This window comes from Dyella kyungheensis, from assembly GCF_049913195.1.
In the GTDB taxonomy this organism is placed as follows: Bacteria; Pseudomonadota; Gammaproteobacteria; order Xanthomonadales; family Rhodanobacteraceae; genus Dyella; species Dyella kyungheensis.
Genome location: NZ_CP183983.1, coordinates 1,065,065 through 1,087,375 on the forward strand (window position 1 = coordinate 1,065,065; position 22,311 = coordinate 1,087,375).

The 22,311-nt window shown below is 65.9% G+C and carries 17 protein-coding genes; 9 read left to right on the forward strand and 8 right to left on the reverse strand.

Features of this window, described 5'->3' with window-relative positions:
- Positions 1–75 precede the first annotated feature (75 nt).
- Complete coding sequence (locus tag ACN9MB_RS04540; protein ID WP_426270930.1) at positions 76–1,566, reverse strand: leucyl aminopeptidase; 1,491 nt, start codon at positions 1,564–1,566, stop codon at positions 76–78.
- A 198-nt stretch (positions 1,567–1,764) separates the two neighbouring features.
- Between ACN9MB_RS04540 and lptF the strand changes: the two genes are divergently transcribed.
- Together lptF and lptG are read left to right on the forward strand one after the other, a co-directional pair.
- Positions 1,765–2,862, forward strand: a complete 1,098-nt coding sequence (lptF, locus tag ACN9MB_RS04545) for an LPS export ABC transporter permease LptF (RefSeq protein ID WP_204636209.1) — start codon at positions 1,765–1,767, stop codon at positions 2,860–2,862.
- Entirely contained in the window at positions 2,862–3,962 is a 1,101-nt protein-coding gene (gene lptG / locus ACN9MB_RS04550; RefSeq protein ID WP_204636160.1) for an LPS export ABC transporter permease LptG, read from the forward strand. The genes lptF and lptG overlap by 1 nt, the downstream gene beginning before the upstream one ends.
- A gap of 33 nt (positions 3,963–3,995) precedes the next feature.
- Here the strand turns inward: lptG and ACN9MB_RS04555 are convergent, their stop codons facing one another.
- Positions 3,996–5,744, reverse strand: coding sequence for a glucan ABC transporter ATP-binding protein/ permease (locus ACN9MB_RS04555; RefSeq protein WP_426270931.1), 1,749 nt, complete (start codon positions 5,742–5,744; stop codon positions 3,996–3,998).
- A 154-nt stretch (positions 5,745–5,898) separates the two neighbouring features.
- Here ACN9MB_RS04555 and ltaE point away from each other — a divergent pair, with 154 nt between their 5' ends.
- Complete coding sequence (ltaE, locus tag ACN9MB_RS04560; RefSeq protein ID WP_426270932.1) at positions 5,899–6,912, forward strand: low-specificity L-threonine aldolase; 1,014 nt, start codon at positions 5,899–5,901, stop codon at positions 6,910–6,912.
- 1,020 nt (positions 6,913–7,932) lie between these two features.
- Here the strand turns inward: ltaE and ACN9MB_RS04565 are convergent.
- From ACN9MB_RS04565 to ACN9MB_RS04575, 3 genes are all read right to left on the reverse strand, one after another.
- Complete coding sequence (locus ACN9MB_RS04565) at positions 7,933–9,180, reverse strand: polyhydroxyalkanoate depolymerase (RefSeq protein WP_426271887.1); 1,248 nt, start codon at positions 9,178–9,180, stop codon at positions 7,933–7,935.
- 97 nt (positions 9,181–9,277) lie between these two features.
- Positions 9,278–10,021 (reverse strand): class I SAM-dependent methyltransferase, encoded by a 744-nt coding sequence (locus tag ACN9MB_RS04570; RefSeq protein ID WP_204636163.1) that lies wholly within the window; start codon positions 10,019–10,021, stop codon positions 9,278–9,280.
- Between the two features lie 47 nt (positions 10,022–10,068).
- Positions 10,069–10,557, reverse strand: a complete 489-nt coding sequence (locus ACN9MB_RS04575; RefSeq protein WP_204636164.1) for an RDD family protein — start codon at positions 10,555–10,557, stop codon at positions 10,069–10,071.
- 65 nt (positions 10,558–10,622) lie between these two features.
- Here ACN9MB_RS04575 and xerD point away from each other — a divergent pair, with 65 nt between their 5' ends.
- The 6 genes from xerD to ACN9MB_RS04605 all read left to right on the forward strand — a co-directional run bounded on the left by xerD (position 10,623) and on the right by ACN9MB_RS04605 (position 19,175).
- Complete coding sequence (gene xerD / locus ACN9MB_RS04580) at positions 10,623–11,534, forward strand: site-specific tyrosine recombinase XerD (RefSeq protein ID WP_426270933.1); 912 nt, start codon at positions 10,623–10,625, stop codon at positions 11,532–11,534.
- Positions 11,535–11,666: 132 nt separating this feature from the next.
- A complete protein-coding gene (locus ACN9MB_RS04585; protein WP_204636166.1) occupies positions 11,667–12,425 on the forward strand; it encodes a DsbC family protein in 759 nt (252 codons plus the stop codon).
- A gap of 187 nt (positions 12,426–12,612) precedes the next feature.
- On the forward strand, positions 12,613–16,473 hold the full coding sequence (gene purL / locus ACN9MB_RS04590; RefSeq protein WP_426270934.1) for a phosphoribosylformylglycinamidine synthase: 3,861 nt from the start codon (positions 12,613–12,615) through the stop codon (positions 16,471–16,473).
- 27 nt (positions 16,474–16,500) lie between these two features.
- Positions 16,501–17,244 (forward strand): hypothetical protein, encoded by a 744-nt coding sequence (locus tag ACN9MB_RS04595; RefSeq protein ID WP_426270935.1) that lies wholly within the window; start codon positions 16,501–16,503, stop codon positions 17,242–17,244.
- 153 nt (positions 17,245–17,397) lie between these two features.
- Positions 17,398–18,279, forward strand: coding sequence for a glycosyltransferase family 2 protein (locus ACN9MB_RS04600; protein WP_426270936.1), 882 nt, complete (start codon positions 17,398–17,400; stop codon positions 18,277–18,279).
- Positions 18,276–19,175, forward strand: coding sequence for a DMT family transporter (locus ACN9MB_RS04605; protein WP_426270937.1), 900 nt, complete (start codon positions 18,276–18,278; stop codon positions 19,173–19,175). Before ACN9MB_RS04600 ends, ACN9MB_RS04605 begins: the two co-directional genes overlap by 4 nt.
- An 88-nt stretch (positions 19,176–19,263) precedes the next feature.
- On the opposite strand, the gene ACN9MB_RS04610 is transcribed toward ACN9MB_RS04605, so the two are convergent.
- The 3 genes from ACN9MB_RS04610 to ACN9MB_RS04620 all read right to left on the reverse strand — a co-directional run bounded on the left by ACN9MB_RS04610 (position 19,264) and on the right by ACN9MB_RS04620 (position 22,194).
- Complete coding sequence (locus ACN9MB_RS04610; RefSeq protein WP_204636171.1) at positions 19,264–19,779, reverse strand: DUF2127 domain-containing protein; 516 nt, start codon at positions 19,777–19,779, stop codon at positions 19,264–19,266.
- Positions 19,780–19,912: 133 nt separating this feature from the next.
- Positions 19,913–20,107 carry a YbdD/YjiX family protein gene (locus tag ACN9MB_RS04615; protein ID WP_046972430.1) on the reverse strand — a complete coding sequence of 65 codons (195 nt, stop codon included), beginning with the start codon at positions 20,105–20,107 and terminating at the stop codon, positions 19,913–19,915.
- An 11-nt stretch (positions 20,108–20,118) separates the two neighbouring features.
- The gene (locus ACN9MB_RS04620; protein ID WP_426270938.1) at positions 20,119–22,194 is read right to left on the reverse strand and encodes a carbon starvation CstA family protein; all 2,076 of its coding nucleotides are present in this window, start codon (positions 22,192–22,194) and stop codon (positions 20,119–20,121) included.
- Positions 22,195–22,311 lie beyond the last annotated feature (117 nt).

A 22,311-nucleotide genomic window follows, 5' to 3' on the forward strand; every position in this document is an offset into this window, starting at 1 on the left:
AGGCCTTTTTTTTATTTCGTCATTCCGGCCTCGCCCCTTTTATGGGGCGCGCCGGAATGACGGCGAGGGTGATGGTTACGCGGCAGCGCGGTCGATCAGCCACTGCACCAGCAGCGACACCGGACGGCCGGTGCCGAGGCCCTTGCGGCCCTCGTCCCACGCGGTGCCGGCGATGTCCAGGTGAGCCCAGCGCTGGCCTTCGGTGAAGCGCGCCAGGAAGCAGCCGGCCGTGATGGCGCCGGCGTTCTTGCCGCCGATGTTGGCCACGTCCGCGAAACCCGATTCCAGCTGCACCTGGTAGTCGTCCCACAGCGGCAGGCGCCAGGCGCGATCGAGCGTGTGTTCACCGGCGGCGAGCAGCTCGGCGGCGAGATCGTCGTGCTTGCTCATCAAGCCGCTGGCGTGCTTGCCCAGCGCGATGACGCAGGCGCCGGTCAGCGTGGCGGCGTCGATCAGCACCTTCGGCTGGAAGGTCTGCGCGGTGTAGGTGAGCGCGTCGCACAGGATCAGGCGGCCTTCGGCGTCGGTGTTGAGCACTTCGATGGTCAGGCCCGAGAGACTGGTGAGCACGTCGCTGGGGCGGTAGCTGTCGCCGTCGGGCATGTTTTCCACCGCCGGCACCACGCACACCAGGTTCACCGGCAGGCCGAGCTTCACGGTAGCCACGAAGCCGCCGAGCACGCCGGCAGCGCCGCCCATGTCGAACTTCATTTCCTCCATGCCCGGGCCGGGCTTCAGGCTGATGCCGCCGGTGTCGAAGGTGATGCCCTTGCCGACGAAAGCGTACGGCTTGTCGCCTTCGTTGCCGCCCTTGTATTCGAGGATGACCAGCTTGGGCTTGTTCGACGAGCCGCGGCCCACGGCCAGCAGCGAGCCGAAGCCGAGTTCGCCCATCTTCTCGTGGTCGAGCACGCTGCAGCTCACCTTGTCGTGCTGGGCGGCGAACTGTTCGGCCTGTGAAGCGATATAAACGGGATTGCAGATGTTCGGCGGCAGGTTGGCCAGCTCACGGGCGAAGCGCACGCCTTCGGCCATGGCCGCGGCCTGGGTGAGGCCCGTGCTGGCGTCGTCGCCGCCGGCGAAGGCAAGCGCCGTCAGTTCGGGCTGCGCGGACTTCTCGCGCGGCTTGAAGGTGGCGGTGTAGCGGTAGGCGGCATAGTCGGCAGCGAGCGCGGCGGTGCGCACGCGCCAGTTGGCGTCGTGGCCCGGCACGTCCACCTCGGTGAGGTAGGACACGGCGCTGTCCACCGGCAGACGGCCCAGTGCACGCGCGGCTTCGATGTTTATCTTCTGATAGCGTGCACCGTCGAACGACTTCTGCGTTCCCAGACCCACCACCAGCACGCGTTTGGCTGCGACGCCCTCCGGCGCGAACAGCACGGCCGTGGTGCCGGCCTTGCCGTTGATGTCCCCGCTCTCCACCTGGCGCTTGATGGCGCCGTTCGCGGCGGTATCCACACGGGCGGCCGCACTGGTGAGCACACCGTTCTCATAGACGCCGACCACCACGCAGGGGGTCTCGACGGATTCGGGAGCGGCGGAGCCAAGGCTGAACTGGAGAGTCATGGAAATGTCCTGCAGAAAGGTCCGGAAAGGTCCGGACAGGCTAGACTTGGGGTTTGCCACGCCCAAAGCGGGGCGGCGCCAAGCCTTCCATCTTATCGCATGTCGAGAAACTGTCCCTCCAGCCCGTACACTTCACAGCCGTTTCTCCTCCCGTGCAGGCCGCGCGGGTCCATGCATGCCTGAGGCCAGCTTCTGAGCATTCTCGATCGTTATTTCCTGCGTGAGCTGGCACAGACCGTTGCCGCGACCGCCATCGTGCTGCTGGCCGTCATGGCCGGCACCTCGTTTGCGCACGTCTTGCAGCAGGTGGCGAATGGCAGCTTCCCGGCCAGCGTGATGTTCCAGGTGCTGGGCCTGAACATGCTCGACGGTTTGTCCACGCTGCTGCCGCTGGCGGCCTTCCTGGGCATCCTCAACGGCCTGGGTCGCATGTACCGCGAGAGCGAGATGCACGTGCTCGCGTCCTCCGGCATGGGGCCGGACGGCCTGCTTCGTCCGGTCTCCATCCTGGCCGTGATCCTGGCCATCCTGGTGGGCATCGTGGCGTTGTGGCTGGGTCCGTGGGCCGCGCGCACCTCCGATCAGCTGGTGGCCGCGGCCAACCGTTCGGTGATTGCCGCCGGCCTGGATGCCGGCCGCTTTACTCCGCTGCCGGGCAAGGGGGGCATCATCTTCGTCGATGAGCTGAGCCGCGACGGCAGCACGCTGGGCAATACCTTCATCGCCACCGAGCGAATGGGCCACGACAACGTGCCGCACATCAAGCTGGTCACCGGCAAGCACGGCCAGCTGTACCAGGAGACCGACGGCAGCGGCCGCTTCCTGGCACTGTGGAACGGCTTCCAGTACGACATCCCGCTCGGCGCGGACAACTGGCGCAAGATGAAATACGAGCGCAACGACGCCTCGCTAGACAGCATCCAGTCCGATGACGACGCCGAAGATCCCGCCCACTCGATGACGCTGCCGCAGCTGCTGCGCACGGACAATCCCGATACGCGCGCCGAATTCGCCTGGCGCACCATCGCCCCGGCCATGACCCTGGTGCTCCTGGCGCTGGCCTTGCCGCTGTCGCGGCAGAGTCCGCGCGAGCCGCGCTTTGGCCGCATGTTCCTGGCCATCCTCACGTTCTACTTCTACTACCTGCTGCTGGCGATCTGTCGCGGACAGATCATCAAGGGCCACTGGCACCACTCGTTCCCGATGTGGATGGTGACCATCCTGGTGTTTGCCATCGCGGCGCGCATGTTCCAGAACCAGTATTCGCCGCGTAAACCGCGCAAGGCAGGTGCCTGATGGCTGCATTGCGCATTCGTCGCGTCGACTGGCTGGTCGGCACCACCGTACTGGGCGCCATGCTCACCGTATGGCTGGTGATCACCGGCCTCGATGCGGTGTTCCAGTTCCTGCGCCAGCTCGGCAACGTGGGCAAGAACGGCTACACGGTGACCAACGCCGTGGTGTACGTGCTGGTCACCTTCCCGCGCCGCCTGTACGAAATGTTCGGCAACGCGGCGCTGATCGGCGGCCTGCTCGGCCTGGGTGGGCTTGCCGCCACCAACGAACTCACCGCGCTGCGTGCCTGCGGCCTGTCCAAGCTGCGCATTGCCGCGTCCGCGGTGGGCGTGGTGGCGATCCTGGTGGTCGGCGTGGTGATCCTGGGCGAGACCGCGGCGCCGTGGGGCGACCAGCAGGCGCAAGCCATGCAGCTGCGCCTGAAATCCAACAACGTGGGCCTGGGCGGCGAGTCCGGCCTGTGGGCGCGCGATGGCGATCGCGTGATCAATGCCAAGGGTTGGATGGCCAAACACACGGCCACGCACAGCAGCGTGCAGCTGCATGACGTGCGCGTGTTCACGCTCACGCCCGATGGCCAGGTGAAGCGTTTCGACTGGGCGCAGACCGCCGAGCACGACGGCCACCAGTGGGTGATGAGCAAGGTGCGCAGCACCACCATCGACGATGCCGGCACGCATGCCACCACGGCAGACCGCCAGACCTGGGATTCCAAGCTCAACCCGCAGGTGCTCGAGCAGTCGGTGATCCAGCCGCAGTACCTGCCGATGCGCGACCTGCGCCGCAACATCGCCTACCTGGAACAGAACGGGCAGAACCCCGGCGTGTATGCCTCGGCGTTCTGGACCCGTGCGCTGTATCCGCTCAATGTGCTGGTGCTGGTGTTGCTGGCGATGCCGTTCTCGTTCGGCACCCTGCGCTCGGGCGGCCTGGGCAAGCGCATGTTCATCGGCATGCTGCTGGCCATCGGCTGGTACTTCCTGCAGAAGGCGATGGTGAACTTCGGCACCGTCTACGGCGTGCCGCCGCTGGTGGCGAACCTGCTGCCTGCGGTGATCCTCGCGGTGATTGCGTGGGTGTACTTCCGCAAACACGGGTAAGTGCCGCCGCTTGATGCGGCGGCGAACCGGCCGTCATTCGTCGGCGGGAGCATCCGGCGCGAACTGTCCTTCCTGGGCGAGGCGGGCAAACAACCCGCCCTGGGCAATCAGTTCCGCATAACGGCCCTGTTCCACCAGCTGCCCCTGGTCCAGCACCAGGATCAGGTCGGCGTTGCGCACCGTGGACAGGCGATGGGCGATCACGAAAGTGGTGCGGCCCACGGTGAGCCGGTCCAGCGCGCGCTGGATGCGTGCTTCGGTGGCATTGTCGAGCGCGCTGGTGGCTTCGTCGAGGATCAGGATCGGCGCGTCCTTCAACATCGCGCGGGCAATCGCCAGACGCTGCCGCTCGCCGCCCGACAATGAGCGTCCGCGCTCGGCCACCAGTGTTTCCAGGCCTTCCGGCTTGCGCGCGATGAACGCCGCCGCTTCAGCGGAGGCAACGGCCGCCTCGATCTGCATCGGGTCCGCGTCGGGATTGCCCACGCGCAGATTGTCCAGGATCGAGCGGTAGAACATGCCCGCGTCCTGGAACACCACGCCGATGTTCTGCCGCAGCGATTCCAGCGTGATGTCGCGAACGTCGAGGCCGTCGACCGTGACGCGTCCTTCGCTGGGATCGTAGGCGCGATACAGCAGGCTCAGTGCCGTGCTCTTGCCGGCGCCGGTCGGTCCGACCAGCGCAATCGTGCTGCCCGGCGGCGCGCGGAAATTCAGGCCGTGCAATGCGGGCTGCACGGGATCGTAGCCAAAGCTCACCTGCTCGAAGGCCACTTCGCCGCGGACGCGCGCCACGGCGATGGCGCCGGGGCGATCCGCGATCTCCGACTTGCGGTCCAGCACGGTGAAGAAATCGCGCAACGACTGCGACTGGAAGAACAGGTTCGAGAGGAAGGTGGCGAACTGTTCCAGTCGTCCGATCAGCAGCATCGAAAAGCCAACGAAGCTGACGATGCCGCCCACGCTGATCTCGCCGCGCGAGTGCAGTGCCGCACCCACCGCGAAGATCGCCACGATGGTCAGTGTGCTGGCGGCGCGGTTGAGCACCGACAGGATCGCCCAGCCACGCAGCACCGGATACTGCGCATTGAGCGTGCGCGTCATCAGCTCGTGCAGGGCGCGCGATTCGGCGGCCAGCCGGGTAAAGCTCTGCACCACCGTGACGTTGCCGAACACATCGCCGGCGCGCGTGGCGATCTCATGGTGCAGCTCTTCCACTTCACCTTGCGCCTTGTGCGTGCGCTGCACGGCCACGGCGTTGAAGATGGAAAAGCACAGCAGCAAGGCAATCATCAGCAGCGCCAGCTTCCAGTTGATCCACAGCGCCACCGGCACCATCACGAAGATCGACAGCAAGGTGGCCAGGTGTTCGCGGAAAAAACTCAGCCACAGATTGAACAGGTTGCTCACGCCCACGTTCATGATGCGCGACAGCCGGCCTGTGTGATATTCGCCGTGAAACGACATCGGCATCGACGCGGCGTGCTCGAAGAACAGCGCGATGGCGGCAAGGCGTCGCCGATGCGCCAGCCGGTCCGCATGCAGCGACACCCATACGTTGGCCAGCACGCCGGCAAAACCCACGCCGGCCCATAGCGCGATCAGGCGCGGCGCATCGCCCGCGTGCGTGCCGCCCAGGGCATCCACCACGCGGCCGAACAGCACCGGTTCGAGAAAAAATACGCCGGCCAGCGCAAGATTCGCCAGCGCCAAGGTGATGGCCAGCTTTTTTTCCGGCGCCAGCAAGCCGATGACGCGCAAGTACAGACCCAGGAACGTCATGGCATGGCCCTAAGCGGCGGGTGCCCCCAGCTCATGTGGAAGCGTCGCTGCAAGGCTAGCCCAAGCCGATGTCATGTGTGCGTGTTCGAGGCTCTTGCTCCGGCTTCGGCGAACGATCAAGCTTTCGGTCTGTTCAACGCAACGGAAGTCCATCGTGGAAGCCATCGACCTGCGCAGCGATACCGTCACCCGTCCCACGCCGGCCATGCGGGCCGCCATGCTCGCAGCCGAGGTGGGCGACGATGTTTACGGCGAAGATCCCACGGTCAACGCACTGCAACAGCGCGTGGCCGCCGATCTCGGTTTCGAGGCGGCGCTGTTCGTGCCCACCGGCACGCAGTCGAACCTGGTGGCGCTGATGTCGCACTGCGAGCGCGGCGACGAGTATCTCGTGGGCGCGGATGCGCACACCTACAAATTCGAAGGCGGCGGTGCGGCCGTGCTGGGTTCGATCCAGCCGCAGCCGATTGCACACGACGTGGACGGCAGCCTGCCGCTGGACAAGCTGGCGGCAGCGATCAAGCCGATCGATCCGCACTTCGCGCGCACGCGCCTGCTGGCGCTGGAAAACACCTGGCATGGTCGCGTACTGCCGCTGGACTATTTGCAGGCTGCACGGCATTTCGCCAGCGAACGCGGCCTCGGTTTCCATCTGGACGGCGCTCGTCTGTTCAACGCTGCCGTTGCCTGTGGGGTGCCGGCGCGCGAGATCGCCAAGCATTTCGACAGTGTGTCGGTGTGTCTTTCCAAGGGCCTGGGCGCGCCCGTAGGCTCGGTGCTGGTGGGTTCCGCTGCGCTGATCGAGAAGGCGCGCCGCTGGAAGAAGGTGACCGGTGGCGGCTGGCGCCAGGCGGGCATGCTCGCGGCCGCCGCGCAGTATGCGCTGGATCACCACGTGGAGCGGCTCGCCGACGATCACGCTCGCGCAGTGACTTTGGCGGCGGGGCTGGGGGACATTCCTGGGGTGACGTTGCTGGGTCAGCACACCAACATGGTGTTCATCGATGTCCCGGCGGATCGCCTGCGCGAATTGGACGTCCATTTGCGCGGCGCGGGTATCCGCATCAGCATCGGTTATCTGCCGACGCTGCGATTGGTTACGCATCTGGATATCGATGACGAGGGTGTTGCGCGCACGGTTGCTGCGTTCCGGCAGTTTTTCGCCTGATTCCTGACGTGGCGATGCTCCCTCTCCCTCCGGGGAGGGGATTGGGGTGAGGGGCGGGTGCTCGCGGGAACGCTCCCTAGCTTGTCATCCCGGCGCAGGCCGGAGGCGCTTCTCAACAGCCGAATGGCTGGCCATCCAGAGCCTCGGTGTTTAGTTGTCGCGATACGGCGATCTGGCTCGCCTGCCGCGGGCTTCCGTGCCGCTGCCGCGGCCCGGGTCACTTTCTCTTGCTTGCCCAAGAGATCCCACGGGACTAGCTTCGCGTCGAAGTAACCAAAGAGAAGGGCCCCCCGGATGACGCGCCTTCCGGGCTTCGCCCTCCAGGTGCGCGGGTGGGTTACGGGGTTTTTCGACAGGGCATCCGGCCCTGGCGAAAAACTGGCCCGCATCCCTGCGGGCTTTCCTCCACCCACCCGCCGCGTCATACGGGGACCCCTGAGAGCCAAGAGCCAGGAGCCAGGAGCCAGGAGCCAGGAGCTAAGAGCTAAGAGCGAGAGCTGCAGGGCTACTGTGGGAGCGCACCCTGTGCGCGACAAACCTACGGAGCGATACATCCCAGCGTGACTGTCGCGCACAGGGTGCGCTCCCACAGAAAGCACACAGGTTCCCGCGAGCACCCGCCCTCACCCCGACGGGGAGAGGGAGAAGTGCGGTGCACCGCAAAGACAAACCAAAGGCGATGCGCAGCGAGCTCCGCCTTAAGTCCTCAGCGATTCGGGCGCGTTGCGCAGTGCTTGGAAGTACCCCTGGGGTACCCTCCCATGGAGATCCGGTGGGGCGCGCCTCGAGCGTTCGCGCTTGGATTCAACACGATGCTGCCAGCTTTAGAGGCCATTCTCTTTGGGTTACTTTCGACGCGAAGCTAGTCCCGTGGGATCTCTAGGGCTAGCAAGAGAAAAGTGACTCGGCTGCCGGCAGGCAGTCGAAACGCCCGCTGCGTAAGCGGCCAGGTCGCGGTTCCGCGACATCAAAAAGCCAAGGCTCTGGACTTCGGCCTACACCGGCACAACAAGCCAAAAATCAGCGCGCATCAAACCGGCGAATAAACTCCCGCACCTGCGGATACACCGTCTGCCGCCACCGGCGCCCACTGAAAATGCCATAGTGGCCAGCGCCCTCGACCATGCGATGTTCGCGCCGATTCGCCGCAATCCCGCTGCACAAATCATGTGCGGCCTCGGTCTGGCCCAGGCCTGCAATATCGTCCAGCTCGCCTTCCACCGTGAACAACGCCGTCTTGGTGATCGCCGAAGGCGTCACGCGTTCGCCGGAAACGTCCCACAGTCCGCGCGGCAGCAGGAACTGCTGGAACACGGTGGCGATGGTGTCGAGGTAGTACTCGGCAGGCATGTCGAGCACGGCGTTGTATTCGTCGTAGAACTTGCGGTGCGATTCGGCATCGTCCTGGTCGCCGCGCAGCAGGTTCTCGTAGAAATCCCAGTGCGAGTTGAGGTGGCGGCCCGGGTTCATGGCGATGAAGCCGGCGTGCTGCAGGAAGCCCGGATAGACCTCGCGACCGCTGCCGGGATAGTTCGGCGGCACGGTGTGGATCAGGTTGCCGCGGAACCAGCTGAGCGGGCGCGTGGTGGCGAGATTGTTCACGCCGGTCGGGTTGCTGCGCGGTTCGATCGGGCCGCCCATCATGGTCATGCTGAGTGGCGTGGGTTCGCCGCGTGCGGCCATCAGCGATACGGCGGCCAGGACCGGCACGGTCGGTTGGCAGACCGAAATCACGTGTACGCGTTCAGCGCCGATATGGCGGATGAATTCTTCGATGTAGGCGACGTAATCGTCGAGATGGAACGCACCGTCGCCGGCCGGCACCATGCGCGCGTCGACCCAGTCGGTGATGTACACCTTGTGGTCCTGCAGCAGCGTTTTCACGGTGTCGCGCAGCAGCGTGGCGTGGTGTCCGGAGAGCGGCGCCACGAGCAGCACGGTGGGGTCGTTCTTCAGTTTCTCGATGGTGTCCGGATCGTCGCTGAAACGCTTGAAGCGCTTGAGCTGGCAGAACGGCTTGTCCAGCACCACGCGTTCGATCACGGCAATTTCCTGGCCGTGCGCCGTGACCTGCGGCAGGTTGAACGCGGGCTTCTCGTATTCCTTGCCCAGTCGGTGCAACAGCTCGTAGCCGGCGGCCATGCGCATGGCGCCGGGCAGATGGGAGAGCGGGCTGGTGATGTCGCTCAGCAGCTTGGCACTGGCTTCGGCGTAATGGCTGAGCGGGCCGAGGAAAGCGCGCTGCCACTCGTGAATCTGATAGAGCATCGGGGTGGAGCCGGGAAGGGTCAGAGACGGCATCTTACCCGGTTTGGCGGGGCTGTGCTGCGCCGCCGCATTAGCTCGGGCCTGATGAATCAGGCGCTTAGGCGCGGCGGCAAAGCAGCAGCAGCTCGTCCACGCCTTCGCAGGCCGGCATGCCGCGCTGCCACTTGAGCGGCTTCTGCAGGCGCAGGCCCAGCGGCATGATCACGCGGTTGTACCACCACAGGGCGCGTTCACGCTGGTGGGTGAGGTACCACTGGCCCAGGCCCAGCACGGTCTTGGAGGTGGGCTGCATGCCGTAGATCGCGCTTTGCTCGATGCTCCAGCCGTGCGACTCCAGCTTGCGCAGGATCTGGCCCGGCTCATAGCGGCGATAGTGGCCGACGAATTCGTCGAAGGCCGTCCAGGCCGATTCGTGCAGCGGCACCGACAGCAGCATCCGCGCATCCGGCGCGGCAACGCGCGACAACTCGCGCAATGCCTTGTCGTCGTCCGCCACGTGCTCGAGGATGTCCAGGGCACAGACCAGATCGAAACTCTCGTCGGCACAGGGCAGGGCGCCGATGCTCGCGCGCGCGGCGCTGGCGCCATGCGAACGCAGCTCATGCAATGCCGCCAGGCTGATGTCGACGAAATAGGTGCCATCCAGCGGCAAGCGTGGACGCAGACCCGGCGCGATTTCCAACCGGCGAGGCAGCGCCATCGCCAGTTCCCGCACCATCGGCCAGGTGTTGAAGCGGGAGGGATCGACCAATCGTGCGCCTGACCACAACGCATCGTAGAACGCCTGATTGATGCGTTTCAGTTCGGTGGCGCTGCGCTGTGTCAAGGCAAGCGAGGGCATGTCACGAGTGTCGCCGGAAACCACTTCACGTCGGTGTGAAACTTTGGTCACCGGTACAAAACCGTGCGGGCGATCACATCGTGCAGAGCACGGCGGCGCGGATCGAAAGTTGCTACGCCGAACCATGCGATCCATGCGACAGCCACCGCCCACAGCGCCGTCCGGTTGCCCAGCCAAGGCGCCAGAACGAGCAGGCACAACGGCGCGGCGGCGACCAGCAGACGCACCAACGCCTGCATGGGCGATATGGCAAGACCTTGCTCATTGCGTAGCCGAATGCGCCACGGACGCATGCCCAGCGTCTGTCCGCCGCGCAGCCACGAGATGAGGAAATAAGCCGACACCACCAGCGCCTGCAGCGGCTGATACCACCATGCGATGTGCGCGTGCCCGTCGGTGCTGATCAGCGTGCCGCCGGTGATGCGCTGACAGACGTAGCCCACCACCATCACGATCGCCACCACGGCGAGCAGGTCGTAGAGCAGGGCGGCGAGGCGGCGCCACAACGGGCAATACAGATCGGTAGCGGTGGTCATCGAAACGGTCAGCCTGCGAAAAGGAACGCTTGCACGGGACGAGGCGGGCGGCGAGCATCGCGTCCATGCAGCAAGAAGAACCCAGTATCGCCGAAGCCGACCGCCGCAGCATCGATGCCTTCATCGAACGCGTGTGGTCCGAAGATGGGCTGGCCGATCGCACGCTCGAAGCCTATCGCCGCGACCTCGAAGGACTGGCGCGCTGGCTGGGCACGCAAGGCCAGAGTTTGCGCAGCGCGCAGCGGCAGCACCTGTCGGCGTATCACGGCAGCCAGCCGGTGGCGGTGCGTTCGCTGGCGCGACGGCAGTCGGCGTTCCGTCGCTATTACGCGCATGTGGCGCGAACCGAGCCGGGATTCGACGATCCCACGCTGTTGATCGAACGCCCGAAGATGCCGCGCAGCCTGCCCAAGGCGTTGGCCGAACGCGAGATCGAAGGCCTGCTGGACGCGCCGGATCTCGCCACCACGCTCGGCCTGCGCGACCGGGCGATGCTGGAACTGATGTATGCCTCGGGCCTGCGCGTGTCCGAACTGGTGCAGTTGCCGCTGGCCTCGCTCAACCTCCGGCAGGGCGTGGTGCGCGTGACCGGCAAGGGCGGCAAGGATCGCCTGGTGCCGATCGGCGAAGTGGCGGCGGAGCGTATCGAGGCCTACCTGGCGACGGCGCGTCCGCTGCTGGCGCGGGGACGCCAGCCCGCCGCGCTGTTCCTCAGCAATCGTGGCGAAGGCATGACCCGGCAGATGTTCTGGACGCTGGTGAAGCGTTATGCGGTGCAGGTGGGCATCGTCTCCAAGCGCATTTCGCCGCACGTGTTGCGCCATTCCTTTGCCACCCATCTGCTCAACCACGGCGCCGACCTGCGCGCCCTGCAGATGCTGCTGGGCCATAGCGCGCTCAGCACCACCCAGATCTACACCCTGGTGGCCAAGGAAGGGCTCAAGCGCCTGCACGCCCAGCATCACCCCCGCGGCTAAGCCCGGGCGTCATAAAATCAGACTATCCCTGGTGGCCCTGCCAAACGGACCGCATACGCGTTCATGTGCCTGTGCCAGAATGGCTTTCCCCCGTTTCCCCGTTGGGGAAATGCACGCCTCAAGAGGTTCGCGATGTTCAAGAAATGGTTGCTGGCGCTGTGCGTCGGCGGATTGACGCTCAATGCCTGCGCGGCGCCCGACGGCTCGGCTGCCGTCACTACCGGTCCGGAATCGGCGATCCGCCGGGCCGTGCTTGGGTTGGTGCCCAACGCGAGCATCGACTCGATCCGCCCGGCACCCATGCAGGGCTTCTACCAGGTCATCGCCTCGGGCCATCTGGTCTACGTGTCCAGCGACGGCAAGTACATGCTCAATGGCGACCTGATCGACCTGGGCAAGAAGAAGAACATCACCGACGATGGCTGGTCCGATTTCCGCAAGGCGGAGCTGGCCAAGGTGCCGGCAGCCGATCGCATCGTGTTCTCGCCGGCGAACCCGAAATATCGCGTCACCGTGTTCACCGACGTCAACTGCGCCTATTGCCGCCAGTTGCACGAGCACATGGCCGATTTCAACAAGGCCGGCATCGCCGTGGAATATGTCGCCTGGCCGCGTGAAGGCGTGACCAACGAGTCTGGAAAGACCACGCCGACCTATAACGAGATGGTCTCGGTCTGGTGTGCCAGCGACCGCAAGGCCGCGTTCACCGCCGCCAAGCAGGGCAAGGCGCCCAAGGCCACCAATTGCCCCAACCCGGTGAAGGACGAATTCGAGCTGGGCGTGAAGCTCGGCGTGTCGGGTACGCCCGCCATCATCGGGGACAACGGCGCCATGCTGGGCGGCTACATGACGCCGGACCAGCTGCTGCAGGCGCTGAAAGCCGGTAGCTGAGTTGCAGCTGACGCAGGCCCGTTTGGGTGACTGAACGGGCCTGGATTTGCTTTGGTTTCATGGGTTTGAGTCATGCTGGAGGGGGCGGGCAGGCTTTCGCCCCCTGATCGGCCGCGATGCTGCGACGCGGCAGTCTTGCTGCGCCATGGGGTACAATGGGCGTTTCCGCCTACCTCCCGTTCCCCGCATGATCGCACTCGACGGGCAGAGCGCCCTCTCGCCTTTTCGCCTCGAACGCCTGAACGCACGCCTGGAAGCCATTCACCGTGGCACCCGCGTGCAAGCGTCGTGGTTTGTCTATTTCATCGATGCCGACCGTACCCCGGAGGGCGAGCAACATCGCCGCCTGCTGGAAGTGCTGGAGGCCAAGGAAGGCGCGCCGGAAGCCGCCTCGCTGTGGGTCGTGCCGCGCCTGGGGACGATTTCGCCCTGGTCGAGCAAGGCCACCGACATCCTGCATGGCGCCGGTTTCGAGGTGCACCGCGTGGAGCGTGGCGTGGCCTGGCAGATCGCCAGCCTGCCGGCCATCGGCAGCGCGCAGTACGACGCGGTGGTGACGGTCCTGCATGACGCCATGACGCAATCGGTGCTGACCGACCTGAGCCAGGCCAAGGGTCTGTTCCTGGGCGGCAAGCCCGGGCCGCTGGTGCACATCGCGCTGGGCAGCGACCCCAAGGGCGCGCTGGACAAGGCCAACCGGGAGCTGGGCCTGGCGCTGGCCGACGACGAGATCGAATACCTGGTCGCGCGCTACGCCGAACTGGGTCGCGATCCCACCGATGCCGAACTCTTCATGTTCGCCCAGGCCAATTCCGAGCATTGCCGCCACAAGGTGTTCAACGCCAGTTGGACGCTGGACGGCGAGGCTCAGGAAAAGAGCCTGTTCGGCATGATCAAGAACACCCACCAGCATTCGCCCGCCCACACGCTGTCCGCCTACAAGGACAACGCGGCGGTGATCGAAGGTGTCGAAGGCAAGCGCTTCTTCGCCGACGAAGACGGCGTGTGGCGCGCCCATGCCGAGCGCGTCGACTACGCGATCAAGGTGGAAACGCATAACCATCCGACCGCCATCGCGCCGTGGCCGGGTGCCGCGACGGGTGCCGGCGGCGAAATCCGCGACGAAGGCGCCACCGGCCGCGGTGCGAAGCCCAAGGCGGGCCTGACCGGTTTCTCCGTGTCCGACCTGCGCATTCCTGGCCTGCCGCGTCCTTGGGAAGTGGATCGCCCGCTGCCGCCGCACATGGCTACAGCGTTCGAGATCATGCGCGATGGTCCGCTGGGCGCCGCTGCGTTCAACAACGAATTCGGCCGTCCCGCGCTGGGCGGCTACTTGCGCACCTACGAGCACGAAACCGGCGAAGCCGGTGTGCGCCGCGGTTACGACAAGCCGATCATGATTGCCGGCGGCCTCGCCAATATCCGCGCCGATCACGTGCAGAAGCGCGACGTGCAGCCGGGCAACAAGGTGATCGTGCTGGGCGGTCCGGCCATGCTGATCGGCCTGGGCGGCGGTGCCGCCTCGTCGGTGGCCTCGGGCACGTCGAGCCAGGAACTGGATTTCGCCTCCGTGCAGCGCGACAACGCCGAGATGGAACGTCGCGCGCAGCAGGTCATCGACAGCTGCTGGGCACGTGGCGAGAAGAACCCCATTGTCAGCGTGCACGACGTGGGCGCGGGCGGTCTTTCGAACGCCATTCCCGAGTTGCTCAATGACGCGGGCGTGGGCGGTCGCATCGATCTTTCCACCATCCCCTGCGACGATCCTTCGCTGTCGCCGATGCAGATCTGGAGCAACGAATCGCAGGAGCGCTATGTGCTCGCGATCGGCCCGGAAGATCTCGCCGAATTCGAGGCCTACTGCAAGCGCGAGCGTTGCCCGTACGCCGTGGTCGGCGATGCGACGGCCGAGCGTCGCCTGGTGGTGCACGATCCGCGCACCGATACGCTGGTGATCGACCTGCCGATGGACGTGCTGTTCGGCAAGCCGCCGCGCATGCATCGCGACGCCACGCGCCTGAAGCCGCGCGTCGACCTGCTGCCCGACCTGGCTGGCATCAGCATGGACGAGGCATTGCTTCGCGTGCTGCGCCTGCCGACCGTGGGCAGCAAGAGCTTCCTTATCACCATCGGCGACCGCACCGTCGGCGGCCTCAATGCACGCGACCCGATGGTCGGCCCGTGGCAGGTGCCGGTGGCCGATTGCGCCGTTACCATCACCGACTTCGACAGCTACACCGGCGAAGCGATGGCGATGGCCGAACGCGCGCCGGTGGCGCTGCTGAGCAGCCCGGATGCCGCACGCCTCTCGGTGGGCGAAGCCATCACCAATCTCGCTGCCGCACCGATCGCCTCGCTGGGTGAAGTGCGCTTGTCGGCGAACTGGCAGGCCGCGGTGAACTATCCCGGCGAAGACGCAGCCTTGTTCGACGCGGTGAAGGCCGTGGGCATGGAACTGTGCCCCGAACTCGACATCTCCATCCCGGTCGGCAAGGACTCGCTGTCCATGCAGACCGTGTGGAAGGACGGCGACACCACGCAGCGCACGGTCTCGCCGGTGTCGCTGGTGATCACCGCGTTCTCGCGCGTCACCGACGTGCGCCGCACGCTCACGCCGCAGCTGCGGCTCGATCGTGGCGACTCGGAATTGTGGCTGCTCGACCTGGGTGCCTGCCGCGATCGACTCGGCGGCTCGGCGCTCACGCAAGTCTTCAACCGCGGCGGCGGTGTGCCGCCGGACCTGGACGATCCCAAGCGCCTGAAGGCCTTGTTCGATCTGGTGCAGGAAGCGAACGCCGGCGGCCTGTTGCTGGCCTATCACGACCGCTCCGACGGTGGCGTCATCGTGACGCTGCTGGAAATGGCCTTTGCCGGCCACTGCGGCCTGGAAATCCAGCTCGAAGGCTGGGCCGAAGCGACGCTGCGCGCCTTGTTCAATGAAGAACTCGGTGCCGTCGTGCAGGTCGCCACGGCCAACCGCGAAGCGTTCGAGGCGCTGCTGGTGAAGCATGGCCTCACCAGCATGGCCTATCGCATCGGCCGTCCGAAGGAAAAGCTGGGCATCAAGCTGTTCCACAGCGGCGACACGCTGTTCAAGTGGAACTGGCGCACGCTGTTCCAGGCCTGGAACGAAACCAGCCACGCGATGCAGCGCCTGCGCGACAACCCGGCCTCCGCCGATGCGGAAAACGAGTGGCGCCTGGACGATGCCGATCCGGGCATCCATCCCAAGCTCAGCTTCGAGCCGTCGGAGAACATCGCCGCGCCGTATATCGCCAAGGGCGCGCGTCCGCGCGTGGCGGTGCTGCGCGAGCAGGGCGTCAATGGCCAGGTCGAGATGTCTGCCGCGTTCACCCGCGCGGGCTTCGATGCGGTGGACGTCCATATGTCCGATCTCGCCAGCGGCCGCATCAAGCTGGCCGACTTCCGCGGCTTCGCGGCGTGCGGCGGTTTCTCCTACGGCGACGTGCTGGGCGCGGGCCGCGGCTGGGCCACCTCGATTCTCTACAACGAATACCTGCGCGCGGAATTCAGCACGTTCTTCGCCGACCCCTCGCGTTTCGCGCTGGGCGTGTGCAACGGTTGCCAGATGATGGGCCAGCTCAAGGACATCATTCCCGGTGCGCAGCACTGGCCGAAGTTCTTGCGCAATGCGTCCGAACAGTACGAAGCGCGCGTGGCCACGGTCGAAGTGCTCGACTCGCCCAGCATCTTCTTCAAGGGCATGGCCGGTTCGCGCATTCCGGTGGCGGTGGCACACGGCGAAGGCCGCGTGAGCTTCCCGTACAGCTGCAGCCCGTCGAAGGCGGGTGCTGCGATGCGTTTCGTCGACAACCGCGGCAAGCCCACCGAAGACTTCCCGTTGAACCCGAACGGTTCGCCCGGCGGCCTCACCGGTTTCACCGCGGCCGAGGGTCGCGTGACGATCATGATGCCGCACCCGGAACGCGTGTTCCGCAGCGTGCAGATGAGCTGGCATCCGGAGAAGTGGGGCGAGGATTCACCGTGGATGCGCATGTTCCGCAACGCACGGGTGTGGTGCGGCTGATGGTTCGCGGCCACGCTAAGGTTTAGCGTGGCCGCCGTCGCGCGCTGGCTTGGGCGGATCCTTCCGGTTGCAGCGTGGACCTGCGTGGTGGCGCTGCTGCCCTGGTGGCTGGGCCTGTCGCTGGTACTGCTGTCGGCGTTCGGTGCGGTGCTGTTCGACCGACGTGTCGCGCGCTATGCGGAATGGTCCCGGCGTACTCTGCGCTGGGGATTGCCAGGCCTGTTGTTTGCCGTACAACGTGCGCTGGGCGGTGATCTGATCGCCTGGGGTGCGGCTTTGCTCGGGGCGCTGGTGGGTTTTTCGCTGGTGGTGCTGCTGGAGTCGTTGCTCGATCACCGGGTGAAGCGCGCGCCCACGGCGAAGACCTCACCCGAGTGGAGCGAGTTGGCGATGGCGCCGATCGGCCCGCCGGCGCACATCATCGAACTGGTGCGCGCCGACTGGCAGGAAGCCACCGGCGAGTTCCTCGCCGCGGCCGACGACGTGCGCTTCGAAGCCACTGGCGAGGGCCGGGGCCGCTACGTGTTCGCCCAGGGGCAGATCATCGACAAGGCCAGTCCGCGCTATTGCGTGAGTCCGGGCGGTGGATGGTTCGCGGCCAACCTGCCGGGTGGGCGTGGCGAAGTGCTGTGGGACAGGCAGGGCGGCCATGTCCATCGCCTGGCAGGTTGGCAGCTCAGCGGTTGGGAGGGCGATCAGCCATGGCTGGCGCAAGGCAACGATGGCGCGCCGGCCCCGCTGCATGAGGTGTTGGGGCAGGGACGCCGTTAAGCCGTCTCCACGGCAAAATCGCATCGGCTGGTGTATCGACATACACTGGCATGTTCCCCGTAGCGATGGGCCAACCTGGCAGGCGTTTTCGGGCACTCACCACGTTCTGGACAACGCATACTTGTGGCTGTGAATACCGACGCATCTCCCTCCTTGTCCGCCGTCGCGCCGGTCAGCGTGATCGTGGTGGCGGCCGACAGCGGCCCCAGCCTGCGCGACTGCGTGCGGCGGGTGCTGGCGTGCGAGGTGCCGCTGGAAATGATCCTGGTCGACAACGCCTCGTCCGACGGCATTCCGCAGGCGTTGGCGCGTGCGCACGAAAGCGATGCGCGGCTGCGGGTGGTCTACAACCACGCCAATCTAGGCTTCGGTCCCGCGGTGAATCGCGGAGCGGCGCAGTCGCATGGCAAGTCGCTGCTGGTGCTCAATCCCGATTGCCTGATCGACAACGACACCTTGCAACGCCTGCTCGAGATGCTGGCCTCGCACCCGCGCGCCGGTGTGATCGGAGCGGTCGTCTGCGATGAAAACGGCACGCCCGATCCGGCCTCTTATCGCCGTGATCCGCTGATGTGCCGCGCCTTGAATACGCTGTTCAAACGTGCCGGCGAAGGCATCAACATCGAAGGGCCGATGCCCGACACGCTGGTCGAGGCCGAGGCCGTATCGGGCGCGTTGATGCTGATGCCGCGCCGCGTGTTCGAGTACCTCGCGGGCTTCGACGAAGATTATTTCCTGCATTGCGAAGATCTGGACATGTGCCGCCGCGTGCGCGATGCGGGCTATCACGTGATGCTGGCCGGCAACGTGCACGTGCTGCACGGCAAGGGCAGTTCCAGCCGTCACCGGCCGGTGTTCGTGAGCCGGCACAAGCATCGCGGCATGTGGCGCTGGTTCCGCAAGTTCGATCCGGATGCACGCAAGCCCTGGATCGCCGCCGTGGTGTGGCTGGGCATCTGGACGCATTTCCTGCTGCAGATTCCCGGCCAGCTATGGCGGCTGCTGTGGCGCAAGCGACCTAAGGCCGCCGCATGACCGGTGCCGTGTCGCGAACCGCCACATGGGCCACGCTGGGCCTGGTCGCCGTCACCGCCATCTGGGGCTCCACCTTTTTCCTGATCAAGGATCTGGTGGCGCGCATGCCGGTGGCCGATTTTCTCGCCGTGCGCTTCCTGATCGCGGCGCTGGCGATGGCCGTGTTGTTTCATCGCCCGCTGCTGTGCCTGAGCCGGCGCGAGTGGCAGCAGGGCATGGTGCTGGGTGCGATCTACGGCATCGCGCAGTTGTTGCAGACATCGGGGCTGGAACACACCTCGGCGAGCATCAGCGGCTTTGTCACCGGCATGTACGTGGTGTTCACGCCCTTGCTCGGGACCGTGTTGCTGCGCCAGCGCCTGCCTTCGGTGACCTGGGCGGCGGTGCTGCTTTCCGTGGGCGGCCTGGGGCTGCTCGCCCTGCGTGGCTTGAGCATCGGCTATGGCGTGTGGCTCACGCTGGCGTCGGCGGCGTTGTACGGCCTGCATATCGTGGGGCTGGGCACCTGGTCGCGACCGGGTAGCGCGTTCGCGCTGTCGACGGTGCAGATGATCGTGATCGCCGCGATCTGCCTGCTGGCCACCTTGCCCACGGGACCGTCGCTACCGCCGGATCCCGGTGCCTGGGCGGCGGTGCTGTACATGGCGCTGGCGGCCGGTGCGGGCGCCATGCTGGTGCAGACCTGGGCGCAGGCGCATCTGTCGCCCACGCGCGCGGCCATCGTGATGACGCTGGAGCCAGTGTTCGCGGCCGGCTTCGCGGTGACGTTCGGCCAGGACACGCTGACCTGGCGCATGCTCGCCGGTGGCGCGCTGGTATTGGCGGCGATGTATCTGGTGGAACTGGCGCCGCGCAGCAGCGCGGTAAAGGCGGAAGGTTTGCACCACGAGGTGTGAGTGCCGTCCTTCTGTGGGAGCGCACTTGTGCGCGACAAACCTACGAAGCGGGACCGACCAGGCGCCGCAGTCGCGCACAAGGGGATTGTCAGTCCTTGCGCTTGGGCGGCCGTGGCTGCATCGCGATGCGCACCAGGTAAATCACGATGGCGATATTGGCCACCAGCGCCCCCAGCTTCAGCCATCCAAACTTATGGATGGTCTCGTACAGCTCCAGCGGAATCAGCGAGCCGGTGGCGATCACGGTGAACCATTCCGCCCAGTGCTTGCGCAGCCACAGGCCGGTCCCTTCGGTGGCGAAGATGGCCGCGTAGGCCAGCGCCACCAGGCCGATCGCCACGAACTTGCTCGGGCCCATCGACTGCAGCAGTTCCACCAGGCGCCAGCGCAGGCCGTTGCTGTCGGTGAGCGACAGGTGTTCCAGCCAGTGCACCAGCTTTTCGAAGTTCTGCTCGCGGTCGAGGTGGAAGGCGAAGATGGCCACCAGGATCAGGCACACCGTCTTCACCGCCTTGTAGATGGCGATGATGCGCAGGCCGAGGCTGTGCTGGGCCTCGATGTCCGACGAAGGCTGGAGATGGGGATGGTGGTGGCGTTCGGTCATCGGGAATTGTGCAGTAGCTTGCGGCCATGATCAGGGCGCGATCATGAAGGGTAGAGCACCGGATGCCCAGTCCCGTTCAGACGCAAGAAAGGCCGCGCCCGGTAGGGCACGGCCTTCGGTGGCTGCGACGGGTCTAGCAGCAGCGTCCGCCGGTTCCCTTGTAGCGGGCAATTTGCCGCTCCCTGAAAAACTCCTTGTAGCTGGGCACGGCGCGATCCGGGTGGTGCTCGCGCAGGTGCTTCACGTACACGTCGTAGTCGGGAACGCCGCAGCAGAGGCGGGCGGTTTGCACCGCCCACTTCCTGATCGCCTGCAGTTCCATTTTCATGATGGCAGCCCTCAACGGCTGGGCACGGTGCCCAGCGCGACGTACGGTTCTTCGTGCGCGGTGGGATGGTTGATGCCCCAGGCCCTGACGATGGCCCGGATGGTGAAGGCCAGCATGGTCAGGATCAGCAGCATGAAGATGCCGGTGAGCGCGGCGTCGACGTAGTTGTTGGTCACGATGCGCTGCATTTCCTCCGCCGTCTTGGCCGGCGCCAGCAGTTTGCCGTCGGCGATGGCCTGGGCGTACTTCTGCGCCGCCGCCGTGAAGCTGATCGGGCCGCTGAGTTTCTCCCAGCCGGCGGTGAGCGTGCACACGCACAGCCAGATCGCCGGAATGCCGGGCACCAGCACGTAGCGCTCGCGCTTGAGCTTCACCGTCACCACCGTGGCCAGCATCAGCGCCACCGCCGCGAGCATCTGGTTCGCGATGCCGAACAAGGGCCATAGCGTATTGATGCCGCCGAGCGGATCGACCGCGCCCTGGTACAGGAAGTAGCCCCATAGGCCCACGCAGATCGCGGTGGCCAGCAGGTTGCCGGTCCACGATTCGGTGTGTTGCAGGGGCTTGTAGATGAGGCCGGCGATCTCCTGGATCATGAAGCGGCCCACGCGCGTGCCTGCATCTACCGTGGTGAGGATGAACAACGCTTCGAACAGGATGGCGTAGTGGTACCAGAATGCCATCATGCCCTCGCCGGGAACGATGCCGTGCAGCAGCTGGGCCATGCCCACCGCCAGCGTCGGCGCACCGCCGGCGCGGCTGAGGATGCTCGATTCGCCGATGTTCTTGGCGGTATTGAGCAGCTCGTCCGGCGTCACCACGAAGCCCCACTGGCTGATCGCGGTGGCGGCCGACTGCGCGGTGGTGCCGATCAAGGCGGCAGGCGAGTTCATCGCGAAATACACGCCCGGATGCAGCGACGCGGCCGCGACCAGCGCCATGATCGCGACGAAGGCCTCCATCAGCATGCCGCCGTAGCCGATCATGCGCGCCTCGCCTTCATTGGCGATCAGCTTGGGCGTGGTGCCCGAGGCGATGATCGAATGCCAGCCCGACACCGCGCCGCAGGCGATGGTGATGAACAGGAACGGGAACAGGTTGCCCTGGAACACCGGGCCGGTGCCGTCGATGAACTTCGTCACCGCAGGCATCTGCAGCGTGGGTGCGGCCAGGAAGATGGCCAGCGCCAGCAGCATGATGGTGCCGATCTTGAGGAAAGTGGAGAGGTAATCGCGCGGCGCCAGCAACAGCCACACCGGCAACACCGAAGCGCAGAAGCCGTAGGCGATCAGCAGCCACGCCAGCGACTTCGCATCGAAATCGAACACCGCCGACCACGTGGGCGAGGCGGCGACGTGCGCACCGAACCAGATCGAGGCCAGCAACAGGATCAGGCCGATGATCGACACTTCGAGAATCTTGCCCGGCCGCAGCCAGCGCAGATAGACGCCCATCAGCAGCGCGATCGGAATGGTCGCGGCCACGGTAAAGGTGCCCCAGGGACTGTGCGTCAGCGCCTTGACCACCACCAGCGCCAACACCGCCAGCACGATCATCATCAGCACCAGCACGCCGAACATGGCGACCACGCCGGCGGTTGGCCCGAGTTCGTCGCGCAGCATGTTGCCGAGCGAGCGGCCGTCGCGTCGTACCGAAAGGCCCAGGATCATGAAGTCCTGCACGGCGCCGGCAAATACCACGCCGAACAGGATCCACAGCGTGCCGGGCAGATAGCCCATCTGTGCCGCCAGCACCGGGCCAACCAACGGACCCGCGCCAGCGATCGCTGCGAAGTGGTGTCCGAATACCACCCACTTGTCGGTGGGTACATAGTCCAGACCGTCATTGCGCAGCACCGCGGGCGTGGCCCGGCTGGGGTCCATGCGCAGCACTTTGTCGTTGATGAACTTGCTGTAGAAGCGGTAGCCGATCACGAACACGGCAATCGCCGCGGCGACCAGCCAGATGGCGTTGATCGGTTCGCCCCGGCGCAGCGCGACCACCCCCAGGCACCAGGCGCCGACGATGGCGATGGCGGCCCACAGGATCTTCCCTGCAGGACTTGGTTTGACGGCGACGGTAGACATTCGCGTTGGCTCCTGGGAAGTCCCCCGCAAGGGTCGTCCTGGGGACGGCGGGGGTCAACAACATATTGCGTTGCCCCGCATTAGCCATTGGTCGAATGGGCGAAGGGACGTGCGCAT

Bases quoted from the DNA above. Each gene is read 5' to 3' on its own strand.
- ACN9MB_RS04540 (WP_426270930.1), bottom strand. From the start codon at position 1,566: ATGACTCTCCAGTTCAGCCTTGGCTCCGCCGCTCCCGAATCCGTCGAG.
- lptG (WP_204636160.1), top strand. From the start codon at position 2,862: ATGGCTGCATTGCGCATTCGTCGCGTCGACTGGCTGGTCGGCACCACC.
- ACN9MB_RS04555 (WP_426270931.1), bottom strand. From the start codon at position 5,744: ATGACGTTCCTGGGTCTGTACTTGCGCGTCATCGGCTTGCTGGCGCCG.
- ACN9MB_RS04565 (WP_426271887.1), bottom strand. From the start codon at position 9,180: ATGCTCTATCAGATTCACGAGTGGCAGCGCGCTTTCCTCGGCCCGCTC.
- ACN9MB_RS04570 (WP_204636163.1), bottom strand. From the start codon at position 10,021: ATGCCCTCGCTTGCCTTGACACAGCGCAGCGCCACCGAACTGAAACGC.
- ACN9MB_RS04575 (WP_204636164.1), bottom strand. From the start codon at position 10,557: ATGACCACCGCTACCGATCTGTATTGCCCGTTGTGGCGCCGCCTCGCC.
- xerD (WP_426270933.1), top strand. From the start codon at position 10,623: ATGCAGCAAGAAGAACCCAGTATCGCCGAAGCCGACCGCCGCAGCATC.
- ACN9MB_RS04585 (WP_204636166.1), top strand. From the start codon at position 11,667: ATGTTCAAGAAATGGTTGCTGGCGCTGTGCGTCGGCGGATTGACGCTC.
- purL (WP_426270934.1), top strand. From the start codon at position 12,613: ATGATCGCACTCGACGGGCAGAGCGCCCTCTCGCCTTTTCGCCTCGAA.
- ACN9MB_RS04605 (WP_426270937.1), top strand. From the start codon at position 18,276: ATGACCGGTGCCGTGTCGCGAACCGCCACATGGGCCACGCTGGGCCTG.
- ACN9MB_RS04610 (WP_204636171.1), bottom strand. From the start codon at position 19,779: ATGACCGAACGCCACCACCATCCCCATCTCCAGCCTTCGTCGGACATC.
- ACN9MB_RS04615 (WP_046972430.1), bottom strand. From the start codon at position 20,107: ATGAAAATGGAACTGCAGGCGATCAGGAAGTGGGCGGTGCAAACCGCC.
- ACN9MB_RS04620 (WP_426270938.1), bottom strand. From the start codon at position 22,194: ATGTCTACCGTCGCCGTCAAACCAAGTCCTGCAGGGAAGATCCTGTGG.